A 17,901-nucleotide genomic window follows, 5' to 3' on the forward strand; every position below is an offset into this window, starting at 1 on the left:
TTCCCCGATAGAATATCGGGAAAAGGCCGTGGCATAATACTCTTTTTATTACTGTCTACTTGACAGGGAGATGACCATATAAGGTCTCTTTTACTTGTATTAATTTAAAAATGATACTCATTTCCAAAACTTCTACCAGGACTTCTTTTTAGCTGCCGCTATTTCTTGTTGAGCCAATACGATAGTACGTTTTGCATCTTGGATTTCTCTTACCATTTCCATAAGGTTATCATCTCTTAATTCTAGCCTTTTTTCTATTCTTTCTTCACGTTCCTTACGATCTTTTATATCATTTTCAATTAATTTATTTCTTTGATCAATGCGATCACCTAATCTTTGTTCCATTTCTAATAATTTTACTTGCTGCACCTTATTAATCTCTTCTATTGTAAATATCCATTCCCCTCTTTTTTTCCTTCTGGCTTATAATATTTTGCTTTTCCTTCTTTAATTAATCCATTCAACACATCACTATTTTTTAATCTATTTAATTTCATGTTTAGATTATCCAGCGTAATCTCCCAACGATCACATGCTTCCCTCGGCGTCATAATTTCATCCAAAGTAAATAACATTCTCTCCATCTCCTATTTCTGTTATTTACAAGTGAAAATCCAGTTTTTCACAGGCTATTTTACAAAATTTTTACAGGGGATATGTTATATCGTGTCGAAGACTTAAATTATAACCATATCTTTTTACTTCTATACTTCCATTATCTAGGAACCCCCCCCAGTATCCAAGACTAAATTTTACCCATACATCATTTTTTTGATGTAGCTCTTGAATATAAAAACTATTTAATTTTCAAGGAACAATTATTAACTTAAAACTTATTATACGAGGAGGGTGTATCATGAAAAAAATATGCTTTGTATTAATTGTCGACGCTGGTATAAATTATGGTTCAATATTTTCTCTACCATTTTTAAGGAATCAGGATGATTTGAAGGAATATTTTTCCAAGTATTATGATGTTTCAATCAATTATATTAGGGATAAAAGCTCAGTTGACTATTTGGTAGTTCCCAAACCGTGTCCACCTTTTGATAATGAAAATAATCTTCCAATAATTGAAGTACCAGCAATTTTATTTATGGAAAAGGATTTTGAAAAAATAAAGACTTATATAGACAATTACTTTTCTAATAACTCATAAAGAAAATAAAAGTACAGTAAAAAGAAGTCCGATAAAAAACGAGTGGCGTAGAATATTTCTATTAATCATTCGTTTTTTATTATATTTACATATATTTTTTTAAAGAGGATTATAGACGTTCTGAAAAAATTAATTATAACAAGAACAGTGTTCGTGCTACTATCTACGGTTATTTTTTGTACTAAGTACCCCTTTAACTAACAAGAAAACAAAAAATAATTAACATATTAAAGTGAATCATGTTACTATTTTTCAAACCTAATCTAGAAGACACCGGAATTCTTTCGGCTTCATATTCCTTCATCAGCTCAAAATCAGCCTGATTATTAACATCTAACTTTCGTAAATCGTACTTTTTGTCTATTTGACGTATCATATTTGAAACCTTCAAGCTGAAGCTACTTTCTTGCACCTTTTCAAAACCAAATTTAGGATAAAATTCTAACACCGTATCATTCGCGAATAAGTACATAAAATCATAATCCTTCTCGTATTTTTTAATGATATGATTCATTAATTTAGTCGCTAAACCTTGATGTCTATAATCCGGATGTGTCATCACTGTACCCAATTGAATTGCTTTATATTCCTTACCGTTAGAGATTACATTCATTTTATTAATAGATGTATTTGCGATGACTTTATCTCCATCCACATAAGAATAGCAAATATAGTTATCATTCCAACAGCCCTGTCATACCACCCTTTAAAATCCAATTCAAATACATGTTTTGCAAGGTCATTAAAGCTTTCCTTATATTTTTCATTTTGCTTGTAGTCACTAATTAATTAATATTCATTCATGATAAATCCTCCATTTTTTATTATATTCCCCTAAAAAGAGTGTATATTTCTTACAACAATCTACTACTAAGTTTTCGTTAATCACCGCCTTATAATAGGTGTAACGGCATAGAAACATGCTTCCGGAATCAAAAAACGACAAAAAAAGACCACAAGAAGAAACATCTTCTCATGGTCAAATTTCTGTCTATTATAAATACACCTGTCCCGAAAGAATAGATATCGTGAAATAACATGAATTTTTTTGATAAGATATAATGTCTTCTAACCGCTACTAGTAAAAGGGTATAACAAATAAAATCAAGGAATTATCCTTAATTTGACCTTTTACAGTATAAAATTCGTTTGAATTTTAATTAGCGATTAATAAGCTTCATCATATACAATCAAAACCTCTTTTCAATATAATTTCTTACTAAGAATATCTCCTTTGAAAACCGTTGTAAATGAAGACATAACAAAAAACGAGATTTATGTCCTTCTGTATCACCAAAATCGGTCGTTTTTGGTAATACAAAAAGACACATACTATTATTCTCGAAAACTACAGAAAAACCCCTCCACCTTAAGGCAGAGGGACTTTCCAATTACTATTTCAAACTACCCACAATCTCCGTAAAGATAACTCCAAGCGCATGCGCACCTGCATCAGGGTATCCTAAACTTCTTTCACCAACTGTACCAGCGCGGCCCATGCGAGCTACGATTTCTTTCGTGTACTCTGCTCCTTTGACCGCTGCTTCTGCACCTTTTTCAAAGGCAGTTTTTACGTCTACTTCGTTTGAGGCGCTATCTAACCAAGAATCTACACATGGAGCAAGTGCGTCAACAAGTGTTTTGTCACCAACTACCGCTCCTCTACCGAATGATCTTTCACCGATAGATTGGATGCCTTGCAGTGCTGCTTGCAGCATTTCAGCGAATTCTTTCACTGTTAACTCACGCTTCTCGCCTGCTGCTTTACTAGCTGCGCGGAATGCACCGCCCCAAATTGGACCTGAAGCTCCGCCGCAATGTTCCATAATAATCATGGAACAACCGTCAAGGAATGATCCGATCGCTACATTTTCTTGTTCTACAATAGAATGCCACTCACGTTTTAACTGCTTAAATCCTTTTGCCACACTCATTCCAAAGTCGCCGTCACCTGCATGCGTGTCTAACTCACAGAACGGTACTTCGTTTTTAATAATAATGTCGCTCATTTTATCAACGAGATAAATCATGTTGTTTAATGTAATAACATTATCTTTAATCAAAGCGTGCTCTTCCGCAGTTTCTAGTTCAAAAGAAACTTCCTTCTCTTCTGTCTCTTCAAGCACATCCACGTACTCTACACTCTCAACTGGTCCATCTACTTTAAACGCTGGTGTATTACATTCTTTAGATAGTAATGTTTTTAGCTCATCATCTAACTTCATTACCGTTAAAGACATACCAGCCATATCAATACTTGTCATATAGTTACCGACGAATACTCTATTAATTTTAATGTTTCTTCCAGCTAGTTCTCTCGTAACTGCGTTGTTAAATAAGTAAAGTTCTTGCAGTGGTGTTCCGCCAAAACCGTTAACTAGAATTGCGATTTCCTCGCCATCTTTTACCCCTAAATCTTTTACAAGATCATTTGTCATACGGTTCGCTAGTTCATCCGCTGACAGCATTTTTTCACGCTTAATTCCTGGTTCGCCGTGAATACCTACGCCGTATTCCATTTCATCTTCCGCAAGTGTGAAAGTAGGTGATCCGCTCGCTGGAACTGTACAAGACGTTAACGCTAAACCGATTGTGCGCACGTTAGCCGCTGCTTTTTCTGCGACAGCTTTCACCGCTCCTAAATCCATACCTGCTTCCGCTGCTGCACCGGCAATTTTATGAACTAAAATAACGCCCGCAACGCCGCGGCGTCCTACTGTGTACAGACTATCTTCTACCGCAATATCATCGTCCACTTTTACGTAGTCGACTTCAATTCCATCTTCCGTCGCTAAATGCGCACCATTTTTGAAATTCATAATATCGCCGCTATAATTTTTAATAATTAATAACGTACCTTTTTTACTAGCTGTCTCTTTAATCGCTTGATATACCTGAATTTGTGAAGGTGACGCAAACACATCTCCGCACACTGCCGCATCTAACATTCCTTTTCCGACTAATCCTGCATGTGCCGGCTCGTGACCACTACCGCCTCCACTAATTAACGTTACTTTGTTTTCGTTCATTTCTTTCTTCTTAATCACTTTATATTTTTTCAAAAGCTCAAGCTCTGGATGAGCCATAACCATTCCGTTACACATTTCCATTACTAATGTTTCTGGTTTGTTTATAATCTTTTTCATTGTAGTTCTCCCTCAATTCCTTTAATATATTGTGATATATTTGAAATCTTCTTCTTACTAACCATGTTAAAATGAAAGCGTTTTATAGTAAACGGACAAAATGGACAATCTGTCTAAAGACACCGCTCTCATTTATAGGTAGGATTTTCATATTACTAACATTCTAGGGATGATTGAGATGACCTCTTCTATAATTTCTAAAAAGATAATCGCGAACTCATTGAAATATTTAATGGAAACAGAGTCGTTTCATAAAATATCAGTGAGCGATATTATGTTACACTGTCAAATGCGTAGGCAAACTTTTTATTATCATTTTAAAGATAAATTTGAACTATTAAGCTGGATTTATAGAGAAGAAACGAAAGAGAATATTATCGACTTTCTCGACTATGAAACGTGGGAAAACATTTTTGATTTATTATTTGATTACTTTTATGAAAATCAAAAATTTTACCGAAACGCTTTTAAAGTCATTGAACAAAACTCGTTTAATCACTATTTATTTGAGCATACGAAAAACTTATATATGAAAATTATTGATGAATTATCTGTGAGCTGTGGATTCAGCCTTTCTGATGAGACAAAAAATACGATTGCCTCCTTTTATAGTCACGGCTTCGTTGGAACGATAAAAGATTGGATTGAAAGCAAATGCGAAGTAGATCCTTCCATTATGTCTTCTCTCATGAAAAATATGATAAACAATCAATTACTACTATTACTGGAGCAATCAGCAAAGTAATTAAAGGGTGGCAAAAGCAATGAAAAAGATTATGAATGATGTACAAAATATCGTTCAAGATATGATGCATGGCTTTTATTTTGAACATAACGACAAAATAAATTATGACGAAACAAATAAGATCATTTATGTAAAAGATATCGAAAAACTAAAGCAAAACGTCGCGATTATAAGCGGCGGTGGTAGCGGACATGAACCTGCTGATATTGGTTATGTAGGAAAAGGTATGCTTACAGCGGCAGTAAGCGGCAATATTTTCACTCCGCCTACAGTGGAACAAATTGTGGCGGCAACTCGCCTCATACCTAAAGATAAAAGTATACTATTCATCATCAAAAACTTTAAAGATGACGTTGAAAACTTTCTAGCGGCAAAGCAAATTGCTAAAGAAGAAGGAAGAAAAATTGACCACATCATCGTAAATGACGACGTTTCAATTGAAGATGATGTTTCTTTTAATAAAAGAAGACGCGGCGTAGCTGGCACTGTTTTCGTTCAAAAATTAATAGGTGCGGCCGCTCTTGAAGGCCATTCTCTAGAAGGACTAACAACACTTGGCCGCTCTATCACTAAAAACTTACACACATTAGGAGTTGCTCTTTCACCTGCAAACGATCCAGTGAAAGGAAAAGCTTCATTCACATTAAACGAAGATGAAGTCTTTTACGGCGTCGGCATTCACGGAGAAAAAGGTTACCGTAAAGAAGCACTATCCTCTTCTGAAATATTAGCAATCGAACTAATGAACAAACTAAAAAGCATTTATCGCTGGAGAAAAGGAGACAACTTCGCTATCCTCATTAATGGACTCGGCGCAACTCCATTAATGGAACAATACATTTTCGCAAACGACATTCGCCGTTTGTGTGAACTTGAAGGATTGCAAGTGGCATTCGTAAAGATTGGTACGCTGTTAACTTCTTTAGATATGAAGGGTGTTTCGCTTAGTTTGCTTAAAGTAGAGGATTTGGATTGGGTGAATTGGTTGAAGGCGGATGTTAGAGTGGGTAATTGGTAAGTAAAAATTATGATGATAAAAGCCTTTAACTATAACAAGTTAAAGGCTTTTTGCAAATTGAAATATCGCTTGAGCGTTCTAAAGAAATTCGTAATCATCTCACTGAATGATGACAGGTCTTCCGAATAAAGCTGGATGATAAATTAGCATCGCTCCTACAAATGAACACACTAAACAAAAAATAGCCTCATATTTTATAACTAGAGAAGAGTTTGTATCCAGCTTTTTTTCCTCTCTTTTATGTATTATTTTAAATAATGCTTTATATAATAAATACCCAATAATCGCCCCGAGGGTGTTCGTAAATAAATCATCAATATCTGTAATTCTATTATTTAGTAATTGATTTAACTCAATAGCCAATGAAAAAAAGAATCCCGCGCATACGGTGTTTTTCATTTTTCTAAACTGAGGCCAAATCATCGGCAATAAAAAACCTAACGGCATAAACAATACAATGTTCAAAATATACGTAGTACTACCTGCCGTATCAAATAGAGTCAAGTTGATTTGATTTACACGAATCCACGTTTCATATCTACTTATATCCCATACAGTCGCGATCTGCGTCACCTTATACACTAACGAAAGGTAGAACAGAAAAACATATACCCATAGAAAATGCCGAATAGATATGTTTCTTTTCGCTTTAAAATAAAATCCAATTTGAAATAAAATACAAAACATAATTGTAAAAAAATAAGTATACAAATAACTCATTAAAACTTCTGTATGCATGTGGAATCCCCTAACTTTACATTTTCATCTATTATTTTAGAATATAGTTTAAGAACCAGTATTTTGTTCATATATTTAATCTTCTACTTTGTCTTCGAATATAGGGAATATATTAAAAATATAAAATCCCCACTTCTTCATTTTCAGTCTCCTCCTTGATGTAACTTGTTTATAGGATAGGAAAAACTTTTAAAATAAAAAGTGGGGTAAATATAAAATTTTTCTTAAATTTTATGTTAGTTTTTATTATTACTCTAATTACTAATCCGTTATTCGTTGTTAGGCAACAGTATGCTTAAACTTAGGTTTCACTTTATCCCTTCTCATCCCTCATACTGTAATACCCCAAATTAATAATAACCAAGAAATACCCACCCATAATTCCAGCAGCAAATGTCCACATGAATTCATGGTGTTCAATTTCATACATAATAATTGCGCCGAGAATTGCGGCTGCGAACCGGTTAATCATTCCAAGCATCGGTGCTTTTTCTTTTTTTACAATGCTATCCCCGAACTTTTCAATACGTCTTCCTAAAATCCAGGCGCAGTACATACTCACCAAAAGGCCAATGCTTATCCCGACAAACTGGGCTGAAAAAGGTGTCACGAGCCATCCCAATAACATTACGCCTAGCAAACAATACATTTGTATGTTGAATGATCTTAATGCCATACGAATCATATTCTGCTCCTTACCTTTCTCTTTAATTCCATCTTTCGGACTTCAAGCTTTCAGCTATATCTTTTTTAAAATGAGGGAATTTGATTTTGCTCACCATTAAATAAGCGAGTACGCATGTACCAAACGCCACGGAAACTGGATTCTTTAAAAAACATAAAATGAGGAGACACATTGCCGCAAATGGAATCGGCATGCCGATAAAGGTTGGGAGTTTGCTTTGCTGTGTGTTAAAACTTGCAAGCCGAAGCATGCCGCAAATACTGTAAGCAAGCGCGCATATCATCCCGATAGACTGCAAATCTTTTAACGAGGCACTATATGCAAGAATAGACGGTGCCACACCAAAAGTAACTAAATCCGCAAATGAGTCTAACTCTCCACCAATTTCCGAAACAGAATCAAGTTTCCGAGCGACCATACCATCTAAAAAGTCAAACAACATACCTGTAATAATAAAAACTGCTCCCAAATAAATATCGTGAACGAAAACAGCGTAAATAGCTAAAAGCCCACATACAAAATTTGCTATCGTAATCATATTTGGTATGAAACTCATAATACACTTCTCCTCCTTTCTACTAATTGCTTCATCTACGTTCTTACTCATTACAATCAAGATCTTTCTGTTTTTCTTCCAATATCACTCTATTTATTTTCGTTAACGTATCTGTCATTTGCTCTAGGGCGTTTATATCGATTTTAGAAAAATATTTCTCAATTAATACATCATCTAACTCCGACAACCGCTCTATATACTTACTACCGTTTGGACCAAGTGTAAGAAAATACTCCCGTTTATTATTAGGGTTTACTTGTTTTGAAATCATCTTCTGTTTCTCCAATTTAGATAAAACTTGGCTAACGGCACTTTTTGATATATTAAAAGTAGTCGCAATGTGATTTGCTGTCGTGTTTTCATTTAAATTAATATGAAATAGCATGCTCTCTTGCTGTCCTGTAAGACCGAACTCATCTTTTAACTCCTGGAATAGTAAAATGTAGAATTCATTATAAGCTCGGTTCATTTCATTAATTACTTCTTTATACGTTCTAGTCATAGCGTTATTCCTCCATGCTTTTATTTCGTTTCGTTCAATAGTTAAGTTTACTTAACTTAACTATATTATATCGTTATGTTCGTGTAAAGGGAAATATAACTCTACACTTTACTCACAATGATACAAAAAAGAAGACACTCTTCTAAAACAAGTTTAGTCGCTTCTGTCTCACTGCTTTCCTCATCCAAATACTCGGTATGTCATTCTGAATAATCAAAAAGAAAATCAATTAAATTCCATATAGACCCATTACTGGTTAAAATGTTATAATGGAATTACCCTACATAGTTACTCATAGCCAGACTGAGGAACTAGCGTCTTATTAAGTAATGCGCATAACTAAAATAAAAAAGACACTTTACGGTGTCTTTTTTATTTATATCCCTAGGAATTATCTCTTTTATAAACAGACTCTATCAAACAGTAAAGGAGACAAACAGATGGAACATCCTGTTGCAAGAGAATTACGTTTTATACGGGTATGTCTTATCATTTTGATTATTGTCATTGCATTCTGGGATCGTGAGAAAACTGTGGAAATTACTGATCACGGTAGCGATCCTATCTTAAACACCAGCAATATGACCCAAGTTGGTGAGAATACATTTGCATACAAAGATGAATCGAATCAAATTAAAATATTTAAGTTTAATCCAGATACAAATGAAATAAAATTAATAAAAGAGTTTTATGCTAACGAATATTAATTACATGAATTAAATAATTCAAATCTGTAGAAGACACTTTAAAGTGTCTTTTCTTTATGAACTACAAAGTATGAGGACCCAAGCCATTACGACTAAGGCTTTTACTATATAAAAAATAAAACATAGTAAGAATAGAATACTCACTTAAATTATTTTTCACTTCACAAACTACATCCAAAAAGTTGGATAACTTCTTTTACTACTCATATTATTAATGAATAAAGCAATAACTACAATAACAACGGAGCCAATTAAAACTGGTGTTACTAAATAACTCCAACTATTTGCTCCTAAAATAACGATAATCGGATCGGCCCCTGCCGGAGGGTGCGTCGTTCTCGTTAACATCATAACGGCTATTGCCATCCCCACTGCTAAAGCTATCGTCCAATATTCATTCCCAAACAAATGATATATTGATAGACCGATGAAAGTTGAAATCAAATGTCCTCCAATAATATTACGCGGCTGAGATAATGGCGCATTCCAAACTCCAAACGCTAATACACAACTCGCCCCAAATGGAGCCATTAACAATTCTGTAGAAGTTATACTCGTTAAATATGTTAAGGTGAGAATTGTTAAAAATCCCCCTAATAGTCCCGTTAAAGAGTCCTTTATATTTACTTGTAATGGACTTCTTCCTTTCCCTTTCATTTTTGTAAAATATCGTACACTTATTGGTTGAGGATCTTCCTGCTTAGTTGCTGTTATATTATTCATCGTTCTCCTCCTTTATTTACCAACCATTATAACTCGGCAATAACTAACCTGTAAATATTAATTTTAGAGGTTAGTTAGAGAATACAAAAAAAGAATCAACTATTATAAGTTGATTCTCTAAACTTCCTCAAATTTTCGATCCTGAAATTTTGCTACCTTTTTCCGGTTCCCACATATTTTCATAGAACACCATTTTCGTTTCCCACTCTTATCTATAAATAATAAAACACATTCAGGATTTGAACACCTTTTAAGGGAAATCAGCTTATTTTCTGCTATTAAGGTTAAAGCATCAAATGCAATTAACGATGCGAGTACATCCTCGATTTCTCCAACCGGGATAGATACTAGCTGTTGTTCAATGATTTTATATGTAAATGGTGCCTTCTCAATTTGTTTTTCTAAATACGTAATAAAATCATTAGAAATTTTTTGCTGATCAGCAATTGCCTCAAACTGTTTTCTCAGTACTTCTCTTATTTCTAATATACTAGATGTAACTTGATCCATTCGCTTCTGAATTCCTATAAGTGTTTTTTCATTCCAAAAAGGAAGATTAACCTTTATTACATGTAACCATTCTAATACATCTTCATCTGTTATTAATAAATCATAACGTTGTCCACGCCTAACTAGCTCTGTATTTACTAAATCTAATGAGAGATTTCCAGATATAAGCGGGAATTGTTTTTTGTCCTGCATGTACTCATCACCTTCTCTTTAAATAATCATATTCCAAATTAATACAGCAGTGCAACTTTTTTATAAACTACAAAGTATGAAGATCAAAGCCTTTAGCCATAATTACGACTAAAGGCTTTTTGTATGTAAGTAAATGAAAAAGGAGCTAATTTTATGGAACATAATAAAAATGGAGTGCTTGCTTTAATTGTTTTATTTGTAGGACTAGCATTTTTTGTTATCGGTATGGTTTATCATTTATGGGGAACGGTTTAAAAATAAATAATAATTCATTTAAGAAAAAGTACTCGTATGAGTACTTTTTTAAATGTCATATAAAAACATTCTAAACTTACTTACATGCATACAATCATCAATTATAGTTATATAATTGAGAAGGTTGTAAATTATCAATCTATAGCTATATTGATTAGAAAAGGAGCTAAAAATGTTAGAAATCATTTTTGTTGCTGCATTACTTTTATCTAGTATCATTCCCATCTTTATCAAACGGGGTTTGACGAAAAAAAATGGAGTCATTTTACTAATAAATTATACATTATTACTTGCCACCATCATTGTAATTGGTGCAAACTGGCGCATGATTCCCGCCTATTTCTTATTGTTCGTTTTAACATTACAAGTTTTTTTGAAACCAAAAACTACAGCCGTTTCTAAAAAGTTAGTGATGAAAGTTTTAAAAGGTTTAGGAATTATCGTAACTGCTATCGTAATGTTTACATTACCTTTACTTTTTCCGATCATAACACTCCCAGAGCCTACTGGAAAATATACAGTAGGCACGAAAGCTTTTCATTTAATTGATACAAATCGCAAAGAAACCACTGTACCAAATAATCATGGAAATCGTGAGTTAATGATACAAGTATACTATCCTGCCGAAAAGGGATCAGGGAATCCTTCTGCCTATTTTGAGAACATAAACGAGCTGGCTGAACAATTGGCAGTAACAAACGGTGCTCCGTATATCGTAACGACACATTTAGGGCTGACAAAAACACATTCTTATCAAAATGCTAAGCCACTTCAAGCTAAAGAAAAATTCCCCCTCCTTTTATTCGGCCATGGGATGGGATTATATGGTCAACAAAATACATTCCAGTTAGAGGAATTAGCTAGTCAAGGCTATGTAGTAATCGCTCTTAATTTCACGGGATATGCAGCAACAACGATTTTCCCTAACGGAAACCGTGTAGACTCTATACCAATTGAAAATACACCTACGGCCTTAAATACCATAGTTCAAAAATGGGAACAGGATACTACTTTTGTTTTAAACGAAGTAATAAAAGGTAATTTCGATAAAAGTTTTAAAACGATTGCAGACTTAATTAACTATGACAAAATTGGAATGTTCGGTCACTCTTTTGGCGGAGCAACTGCCGCACAGATGCTAGTAAAGGATACGCGTATTAAAGCTGCAATTGATATGGATGGCGGATTGTTTGGCGACCCAATGCCTAAAGACGGTCCTCAGAAACCATTCATGTTGATGAATGCTGAGGCGACGATTCATTATATGAAAGAAGCGGAGAATCAAAAGACAACCGGAATCCAAAATGAATTATTGGAAATATCCTATTTAAGAAATAAAACGATTGAAAAACCGGGCGTGTACACAGTGGTAATTCCAAAAACAAACCATACCAGTTTTACAGATTTAGCAGCATTTTCACCTATTATTAATGAACCAGACGAAGATGTAGCCGCAAATTATACACTCATTAATAAACTAGTAACTAGCTTCTTTGATCAAAATTTAAAAGGGATAAACGAAAATCATTTAGAAGAAATTCAGAAGCAATATCCTGAACTTCAGTTCATGAAACACTAATAATCATTCATTTCCCTAGTCATGTAACCCCTCACTACGCTTGAGGGGTTTCTACTTTAACACAATTATAAAAAAGGCCTCATTACTAGGGCTCTCAAAAAATAATACGAATAAATGAATTAAAACAAATAATAGATAACTAAAATAGGAGTCGACAATCGTTATTTTCTTCTTATTTCTAAAGCAATATGGATATATCTTCTTAACTTCATTTAGATTGTACAAGCAAAAGAAGACATCTTAATTGATGTCTTCTTTTTTTTATAGTTTTATGAATTTTTTTGAGCAGCTGCTCTCCAATCACGAAAAGATGTTGGGCGTCCAGAAAAAGCTCTTTGCTTTGTAACAGATGGTTTTTCTTCAGGAGTCATTGTTTTTTCTTTAAGAGTCGCTGTTTTTTCTTTAAGCGTCACTGATTTTTCTTCAAGAATAGTCACAGTTGTTTGCATTTTCTCTAACTGTTCTTTCAACAATTGTTGTTCAATCTTTAAATCCGTAAGTAAACGTAAAATCATCTCAGAATTAGCCATAAGATCCTCCTTCCCCCAATACACAGAATAAAATACAATATGTAGAAGACAAAATTCCGGTGACAAAAATAAGATCGTCAACTCTTTTTAACTTCCAAAATCCTTTTATTTTTTTAAGGACCTGCTCCATTCACCCTTAAAAACATAAATTAAATTAAATCCATTAATAAATGGCCTTTATGGAAGGAGGAGTTAATATGGGCTATGGAGGTAGTTGTGGTGGAGGCTGTGGTTTCGGCGGCGGATTTGCCTTACTTGTTGTGCTCTTCATCTTATTAATCATCGTTGGCGCTAGCTGTTGGGGCGGCGGATTCGGCTGCTAAGGAGAGGCACTCTTGAGAGTGTCTTTTTTTTGATATGTGACTCATATACATATTGCTCATAATTTCCGTTCTGGGGATAGTATAATATTGGCTGAGCATGTCAGCTTCCCCCTAATTAATAGTTGGTTCAAATCGATATAATTCTTTTAAATATAGGTTAACACTATATTTCTCAATGAATAAAACAACTTAACATGGTAAAATAATAGTTGGATGGGAGTCCAATATATTATTAAAATTAAGATGGTTCAAGTCGAAGGAAGGCACCTTAGGGTGTCTTTTCTTTTTTATAAACAATTATAAATTAAAATCGCAAAAGATACTTACTACTTACAAGGAACATTTTCTTCAGTCCAACTGCCCCCATATTTATTTGAAACTAATTACTATCATAAATATAAAGAAGTTATGGATAAAGTAGTGAGGTAAATAAAACAAAATATAGATTTGATTCATATTTCTCAAGGAGGTACCATCAGCATTTTTTAAAATACGCTAAACAAAAAAATAATAAGCTGCCCATATGGACAGCTTATTTACATAATTACCGTTATTGAAAGTCACTTTAAATTTTTCATTGATAGTCAACTCAAAAAGAGTCCTAATTGATACGGTCTCTTTTTTGAGTTTTTACAATAGTAAACTTTTAAACGCACAATTACATTTCTATTATTTATTTTACCACCTGAACAGATGCTGGTTTCCACCCCTGATTTTCTACCCAATCAATATTAACCTTATATTTTTTATTATTTTGCTTATCGCGTACATTACCGTAGGCTTTATTATTACCATTATTCCCAATAAAATCGAAAATCAATTGGCTCTCTGGAACATCAACAGCATAAGAAATTGCTTTTTTCATCTCACTCCAATCTACTGTTCCTTCTTTAAATTTCATTTCAGGTTTTGCTCCTTGCTCGGTACCAATTGGCTTCCAAGAAGGATTAGTTTGAGAACCCTTTTCTTGAGATGCCGTTTTTTCTTCCTCATTATTTTCATTTCCGTTTGTTTTTACCGATTTTTCTACTTTTGGTTTCTCTTCTAGCTGTGCTGTTTCTTTTTCTTCAGTTTTCTTCTCTTCTATCTTTGTTGCTTCTTTTTCTTCAGTTTTCTTCTCTTCTATCTTTGCTGTTTCTTTTTCTTCAGTTTTCTTTTCTTCTATCTTTGCTGTTTCTTTTTCTTCAGTTTTCTTCTCTTCTATCTTTGTTACTTTCTTTTCTTGAGCAATTGCTTTCGTTGATGTATTAGAAGGGGTAAACAATTGGTATGTCACTATACCAACTGTCACTAATACCAAAGTAAATGCAATATTAAAAATTGCCTTTTGACGACGATTCTGTTGTTTTTCTTGAAATCTGCTTACTTGTCCCATTCTTCAAACCTCCGTGTTTACTTTCTCCTCTACTCTTTATGTATTATCCCTAAAATTCTTAATATTTTTATTAAACAATAGAAATAAACTACACTTTCCATACAGGATTTCATATCATAATAAAATTTGTATTTTTTCAAGTATCTGACATATGTCATTCAAAATAGTTTAATACATTAAAAATTGATAAGCTTCTGCACTTAAGAAACCTTCAATTTTATTCAAAGGTGATTCCAATTATGTCCATATTAGATCTCCTGTAGAAAGCTTTTTAACAATTAAACCTCTTCTTCCCTTATTTATAATTTTCAAATTAAATTTCCCTCTATAGTATAATAAAGATGTTTCGTTTTCTAATGGGGTATGTCGTAAAATCAAAAGAGATTTTATCTCTTTTACCTTCTTTTCAGAGTAAATTTCACCACTAGGAAATTCTATTATTCCTAATGTAATCTTTAATTCGCTCTCATCGAAAGGCCACTCCTTATTAAGTTCCCTTATCTTTTGTATAAAGCTTCTTTTGGTTTGTCCTATATAGAGCAATGTTACATTCTTAGCACATACTCTAGAAATTGCAAATATCCCCTTCTTAGAAGCTTCTTCCCTATTATAAAAATCATTTATACTATACATTCCATACCATTTAATATGTACTGTTTCTATGAATCCCACCTCATTTTTAGACAATATTATAATTTCTGAATGTTCAAATTATAATGGGCACATAGTCCTGATTACTTGAATTATAAATTGTGCTTTTCAATAATACATTTTATTATTACTAATTTCAATAATACAAACAAAAATACAATATTATAGTTTAATTACAAAACTTTATAAAAAAACAAAGTGATGTCGTACCAAATATTATATTTTTTTCAATATCAGACTATCGTGAACAAAAGTTAGAGAGTTATGGAATAAAATATAATTTGTGTGTACATACATTTCTTTAAAAAGGAGTTTTGTAGTTTGTAACTGAATTAAAAAAACATAGATTTTTATGACTCTTTTTAAAATATAGCAAAGTGGGAACTTTTATATGCACGTTACTATTACCGAACTAAATTTCGGTATAGTATTTTTTTGCAGCTCCTTGATTTTTCAACAAATACGCATAAAAATTAATAGTATGAAAATAAACTACTGGCTAAAAGTTTACTTTCGATAAAATAAAAAAGAACCTGCTCCATTCATTCTTAAAAACATCAGGTAAAGTGAACCCGTTAAAATACATGAATGAACCTTAGTTTTATCCTCTTATCTAAAGGCGGAACTATTATGGGCTATGGTGGTAGTTGCGGAGAAGGCCGTGGTTTTGCTGGCAGATTTGCTTTACTCATTGTACTCTTTATACTATTAATCATTATCGGATGCAGTTGCTTCGGCTAAAAAACTATTAGAAAGGACACTCTTATATAGGTGTCTTTTCTTTATGAAAAATATCTAACTATCAATCTTTTCCTTATGACTTCTAACATCAACAAAGGGTGATACAAACTATTACATATGTTTGTACCACCCTTTATTGATGCGTTTAGACTTCACAGTTGTTGAAGTTTTAGACTTCTCCCTTAGTGTACCCATATTATTAGAACATCCTGTAATCTGTAGACAAAATGTAGCTAATAAAAACAATATTAATAATTTCTTCAATAAATCCTCCTACATGCATAAAACACCATATGTTACAAAACAAACATAACATCAACCCTTTATAAAAACAATATAATCCTCGGTCCTTAAGCTATCTCTTAACATAGGAGTACCGCTACATATTCATCAAGCTAAGATTTTAAAATATCCTTTACTTAAGGAATTTGTAAGTATCAAGTAAGAAAAACGAGAGCTTTGTTTCGTATAATCAAAATATAAAGTGAAGGAAGAAAGATTATTTCTGGGATTAATATGCATGTGACAAGAGAAGAAAGCTACGTTTTTTTAGAATAATAATATGAGTATGTCCAAGTTTTGGAGATTGCTTGCAAATATTTTGAAGTTTTCGCACCAGAATTCTAATTACCATACCTGTTTTGTACCATCACGTATTGGAGGTTAAAACATGAATAAAAAAAAGAAAATACAAAGATCAGTACTTACCTTTCCCCTACTCTTTTCTTTAGGCGTTTCATCTTTCCCGCTTACAACAACTATTCACGCAGATACACGCGAAGAACAATCTGCTGAAAAGAAACTAGTCTCTTTAACGGAGCGTACATCATTATTTTTTGAATATCTCCAGCAAGGTAAGTATGCAGAGGCACTACAGTTGACGTCTACTGCTTTTCAATCCAAGTTTACAGCAACCACATTACAAAACTGGTGGACACAAAGTGGCTGGAGCGGGATAAAAAGCATGGGAACCCCCGTGATAAAAGAACGAAACTTGGTCCATCAGACGGTAGAAATTCCAGCAGCTACCGAAGGAACTATCATACCGCTACTCCTTAAATTCACACCTGGCGGGAAAGTAGATGAAATTGGAGAAAGGCCACCCGAAGAATCTTATACCATCCCACACCCTATCTATAATCAACCTGACTCCTATCAAGAACGTGAAATCGTCATTGGAAATTCTACCTATCCGTTACCAGCGACATTAACAGTTCCGAAGCATCAGCGTGGTGAAAAGGTACCCGTCGTTGTTCTTGTGCATGGTGCTGGCATCCATGATCGCGATGCTACCTATTTGGGAACAAAAATCTTACGAGACCTTGCGGTGGGCCTTTCATCCAACGGAATTGCAGTGTTGCGCTATGAAAAACGTACCTTAGAACATGCATTAAAGATGAGTGCAGAACCTGTTACATTAGACCGTGATACTACAGATGATGCCATATATGCAGCAAAGTCAGCAGCGCAGCAGGAAGGCATTGATCCAAGTAATATTTTCATTCTTGGACATAGTCTAGGAGCCGGTACAATGCCACGTATACTGAGCAAAGCGCCTTCCTCACTTGTCCGAGGAAGTATCTTACTCGCACCACCTGCACGCCCTTTGATTGACATTGCCATTGATCAGTATCAATACCTTGGGAAACCACAGGAAGTAATCGATGAATTAAAAAGACAGGTCGCTTTTATTGAACTGCACCCCAATTGTTAGACACAGTCTAACAATTGGAGGTGTAGTTTTTTTATGACTAAATTTACTTCAG

General features: G+C 33.7%; 18 protein-coding genes and 3 pseudogenes. 8 read left to right on the forward strand and 13 right to left on the reverse strand.

The annotated features are described in order from the left end of the window. Positions 1 to 132: 132 nt before the first annotated feature. Positions 133 to 387, reverse strand: a pseudogene (locus tag ACS2QP_RS26735) (DUF3967 domain-containing protein); the annotation flags it as partial. Continuing rightward, positions 373 to 575: pseudogene (locus ACS2QP_RS26740) on the reverse strand (hypothetical protein); the annotation flags it as partial. The pseudogenes ACS2QP_RS26735 and ACS2QP_RS26740, both read right to left, overlap by 15 nt. Positions 576 to 856: 281 nt before the next feature. Here ACS2QP_RS26740 and ACS2QP_RS26745 point away from each other — a divergent pair. Continuing rightward, positions 857 to 1,159: a hypothetical protein gene (locus tag ACS2QP_RS26745; protein ID WP_416809794.1), complete on the forward strand. Its 303-nt coding sequence runs from the start codon at positions 857 to 859 to the stop codon at positions 1,157 to 1,159. Between the two features lie 193 nt (positions 1,160 to 1,352). On the opposite strand, the gene ACS2QP_RS26750 is transcribed toward ACS2QP_RS26745, so the two are convergent. Continuing rightward, positions 1,353 to 1,814 (reverse strand): GNAT family N-acetyltransferase, encoded by a 462-nt coding sequence (locus tag ACS2QP_RS26750; protein ID WP_438882998.1) that lies wholly within the window; start codon positions 1,812 to 1,814, stop codon positions 1,353 to 1,355. Positions 1,815 to 2,553: 739 nt separating this feature from the next. Further along, the gene (dhaK, locus tag ACS2QP_RS26755; protein ID WP_438882999.1) at positions 2,554 to 4,305 is read right to left on the reverse strand and encodes a dihydroxyacetone kinase subunit DhaK; all 1,752 of its coding nucleotides are present in this window, start codon (positions 4,303 to 4,305) and stop codon (positions 2,554 to 2,556) included. Positions 4,306 to 4,483: 178 nt separating this feature from the next. On the opposite strand from dhaK, the gene dhaS reads away from it, so the two are divergent. Continuing rightward, positions 4,484 to 5,050: a dihydroxyacetone kinase transcriptional activator DhaS gene (dhaS, locus tag ACS2QP_RS26760; protein ID WP_000204220.1), complete on the forward strand. Its 567-nt coding sequence runs from the start codon at positions 4,484 to 4,486 to the stop codon at positions 5,048 to 5,050. 19 nt (positions 5,051 to 5,069) lie between these two features. Next, the gene (gene dhaQ / locus ACS2QP_RS26765) at positions 5,070 to 6,068 is read left to right on the forward strand and encodes a DhaKLM operon coactivator DhaQ (protein ID WP_332284577.1); all 999 of its coding nucleotides are present in this window, start codon (positions 5,070 to 5,072) and stop codon (positions 6,066 to 6,068) included. A gap of 99 nt (positions 6,069 to 6,167) precedes the next feature. Here dhaQ and ACS2QP_RS26770 read toward each other — a convergent pair whose 3' ends face one another. The 4 genes from ACS2QP_RS26770 to ACS2QP_RS26785 form a co-directional block, all read right to left on the reverse strand. After that, a complete protein-coding gene (locus ACS2QP_RS26770; RefSeq protein WP_332284578.1) occupies positions 6,168 to 6,806 on the reverse strand; it encodes a VanZ family protein in 639 nt (212 codons plus the stop codon). A 313-nt stretch (positions 6,807 to 7,119) separates the two neighbouring features. After that, the gene (locus ACS2QP_RS26775) at positions 7,120 to 7,491 is read right to left on the reverse strand and encodes an ATP synthase subunit I (RefSeq protein ID WP_000620607.1); all 372 of its coding nucleotides are present in this window, start codon (positions 7,489 to 7,491) and stop codon (positions 7,120 to 7,122) included. 22 nt (positions 7,492 to 7,513) lie between these two features. After that, the gene (gene pssA, locus ACS2QP_RS26780) at positions 7,514 to 8,098 is read right to left on the reverse strand and encodes a CDP-diacylglycerol--serine O-phosphatidyltransferase (protein ID WP_153581888.1); all 585 of its coding nucleotides are present in this window, start codon (positions 8,096 to 8,098) and stop codon (positions 7,514 to 7,516) included. Continuing rightward, a complete protein-coding gene (locus tag ACS2QP_RS26785) occupies positions 8,091 to 8,549 on the reverse strand; it encodes a MarR family winged helix-turn-helix transcriptional regulator (protein WP_153581889.1) in 459 nt (152 codons plus the stop codon). Before ACS2QP_RS26785 ends, pssA begins: the two co-directional genes overlap by 8 nt. Before the next feature lie 440 nt (positions 8,550 to 8,989). On the opposite strand from ACS2QP_RS26785, the gene ACS2QP_RS26790 reads away from it, so the two are divergent. After that, a complete protein-coding gene (locus ACS2QP_RS26790; protein WP_000400965.1) occupies positions 8,990 to 9,256 on the forward strand; it encodes a YmzC family protein in 267 nt (88 codons plus the stop codon). Positions 9,257 to 9,424: 168 nt separating this feature from the next. Here ACS2QP_RS26790 and ACS2QP_RS26795 read toward each other — a convergent pair whose 3' ends face one another. Then, positions 9,425 to 9,979, reverse strand: a complete 555-nt coding sequence (locus ACS2QP_RS26795; RefSeq protein WP_153581891.1) for an HPP family protein — start codon at positions 9,977 to 9,979, stop codon at positions 9,425 to 9,427. A 117-nt stretch (positions 9,980 to 10,096) separates the two neighbouring features. Beyond that, positions 10,097 to 10,681, reverse strand: coding sequence for a CGNR zinc finger domain-containing protein (locus ACS2QP_RS26800; protein ID WP_153581892.1), 585 nt, complete (start codon positions 10,679 to 10,681; stop codon positions 10,097 to 10,099). 427 nt (positions 10,682 to 11,108) lie between these two features. On the opposite strand from ACS2QP_RS26800, the gene ACS2QP_RS26805 reads away from it, so the two are divergent. Continuing rightward, positions 11,109 to 12,515: an alpha/beta hydrolase family protein gene (locus tag ACS2QP_RS26805; RefSeq protein ID WP_438883000.1), complete on the forward strand. Its 1,407-nt coding sequence runs from the start codon at positions 11,109 to 11,111 to the stop codon at positions 12,513 to 12,515. Positions 12,516 to 12,784: 269 nt separating this feature from the next. On the opposite strand, the gene ACS2QP_RS26810 is transcribed toward ACS2QP_RS26805, so the two are convergent. Further along, positions 12,785 to 13,045, reverse strand: a complete 261-nt coding sequence (locus tag ACS2QP_RS26810) for a hypothetical protein (RefSeq protein WP_438883001.1) — start codon at positions 13,043 to 13,045, stop codon at positions 12,785 to 12,787. A 197-nt stretch (positions 13,046 to 13,242) separates the two neighbouring features. On the opposite strand from ACS2QP_RS26810, the gene ACS2QP_RS26815 reads away from it, so the two are divergent. Next, the gene (locus ACS2QP_RS26815; protein WP_000540377.1) at positions 13,243 to 13,368 is read left to right on the forward strand and encodes a YjcZ family sporulation protein; all 126 of its coding nucleotides are present in this window, start codon (positions 13,243 to 13,245) and stop codon (positions 13,366 to 13,368) included. Positions 13,369 to 14,041: 673 nt separating this feature from the next. Here the strand turns inward: ACS2QP_RS26815 and ACS2QP_RS26820 are convergent. Continuing rightward, positions 14,042 to 14,743 carry a YrrS family protein gene (locus ACS2QP_RS26820; protein WP_438883002.1) on the reverse strand — a complete coding sequence of 234 codons (702 nt, stop codon included), beginning with the start codon at positions 14,741 to 14,743 and terminating at the stop codon, positions 14,042 to 14,044. Positions 14,744 to 14,980: 237 nt separating this feature from the next. Then, a complete protein-coding gene (locus ACS2QP_RS26825; RefSeq protein ID WP_153581936.1) occupies positions 14,981 to 15,376 on the reverse strand; it encodes a sodium:proton symporter in 396 nt (131 codons plus the stop codon). 648 nt (positions 15,377 to 16,024) lie between these two features. Here ACS2QP_RS26825 and ACS2QP_RS26830 point away from each other — a divergent pair. Together ACS2QP_RS26830 and ACS2QP_RS26835 are read left to right on the forward strand one after the other, a co-directional pair. Next, a complete protein-coding gene (locus tag ACS2QP_RS26830; RefSeq protein WP_438883003.1) occupies positions 16,025 to 16,135 on the forward strand; it encodes a YjcZ family sporulation protein in 111 nt (36 codons plus the stop codon). A 670-nt stretch (positions 16,136 to 16,805) separates the two neighbouring features. Beyond that, positions 16,806 to 17,831, forward strand: a pseudogene (locus ACS2QP_RS26835) (alpha/beta fold hydrolase); the annotation flags it as partial. Positions 17,832 to 17,901: the final 70 nt, after the last annotated feature.

Source organism: Bacillus cereus group sp. Bce019 (assembly GCF_051781745.1).
GTDB lineage: Bacteria > Bacillota > Bacilli > Bacillales > Bacillaceae_G > Bacillus_A > Bacillus_A cereus.

Coding starts and splice junctions, on each gene's coding strand:
- ACS2QP_RS26790 (WP_000400965.1), top strand. CDS start 8,990: ATGGAACATCCTGTTGCAAGAGAATTACGTTTTATACGGGTATGTCTT.
- ACS2QP_RS26800 (WP_153581892.1), bottom strand. CDS start 10,681: ATGCAGGACAAAAAACAATTCCCGCTTATATCTGGAAATCTCTCATTA.
- pssA (WP_153581888.1), bottom strand. CDS start 8,098: ATGAGTAAGAACGTAGATGAAGCAATTAGTAGAAAGGAGGAGAAGTGT.
- ACS2QP_RS26815 (WP_000540377.1), top strand. CDS start 13,243: ATGGGCTATGGAGGTAGTTGTGGTGGAGGCTGTGGTTTCGGCGGCGGA.
- ACS2QP_RS26830 (WP_438883003.1), top strand. CDS start 16,025: ATGGGCTATGGTGGTAGTTGCGGAGAAGGCCGTGGTTTTGCTGGCAGA.
- ACS2QP_RS26805 (WP_438883000.1), top strand. CDS start 11,109: ATGTTAGAAATCATTTTTGTTGCTGCATTACTTTTATCTAGTATCATT.
- ACS2QP_RS26775 (WP_000620607.1), bottom strand. CDS start 7,491: ATGATTCGTATGGCATTAAGATCATTCAACATACAAATGTATTGTTTG.
- dhaK (WP_438882999.1), bottom strand. CDS start 4,305: ATGAAAAAGATTATAAACAAACCAGAAACATTAGTAATGGAAATGTGT.
- dhaS (WP_000204220.1), top strand. CDS start 4,484: ATGACCTCTTCTATAATTTCTAAAAAGATAATCGCGAACTCATTGAAA.
- ACS2QP_RS26795 (WP_153581891.1), bottom strand. CDS start 9,979: ATGAATAATATAACAGCAACTAAGCAGGAAGATCCTCAACCAATAAGT.
- ACS2QP_RS26770 (WP_332284578.1), bottom strand. CDS start 6,806: ATGCATACAGAAGTTTTAATGAGTTATTTGTATACTTATTTTTTTACA.
- ACS2QP_RS26745 (WP_416809794.1), top strand. CDS start 857: ATGAAAAAAATATGCTTTGTATTAATTGTCGACGCTGGTATAAATTAT.
- ACS2QP_RS26810 (WP_438883001.1), bottom strand. CDS start 13,045: ATGGCTAATTCTGAGATGATTTTACGTTTACTTACGGATTTAAAGATT.
- ACS2QP_RS26825 (WP_153581936.1), bottom strand. CDS start 15,376: ATGTATAGTATAAATGATTTTTATAATAGGGAAGAAGCTTCTAAGAAG.
- dhaQ (WP_332284577.1), top strand. CDS start 5,070: ATGAAAAAGATTATGAATGATGTACAAAATATCGTTCAAGATATGATG.
- ACS2QP_RS26820 (WP_438883002.1), bottom strand. CDS start 14,743: ATGGGACAAGTAAGCAGATTTCAAGAAAAACAACAGAATCGTCGTCAA.
- ACS2QP_RS26785 (WP_153581889.1), bottom strand. CDS start 8,549: ATGACTAGAACGTATAAAGAAGTAATTAATGAAATGAACCGAGCTTAT.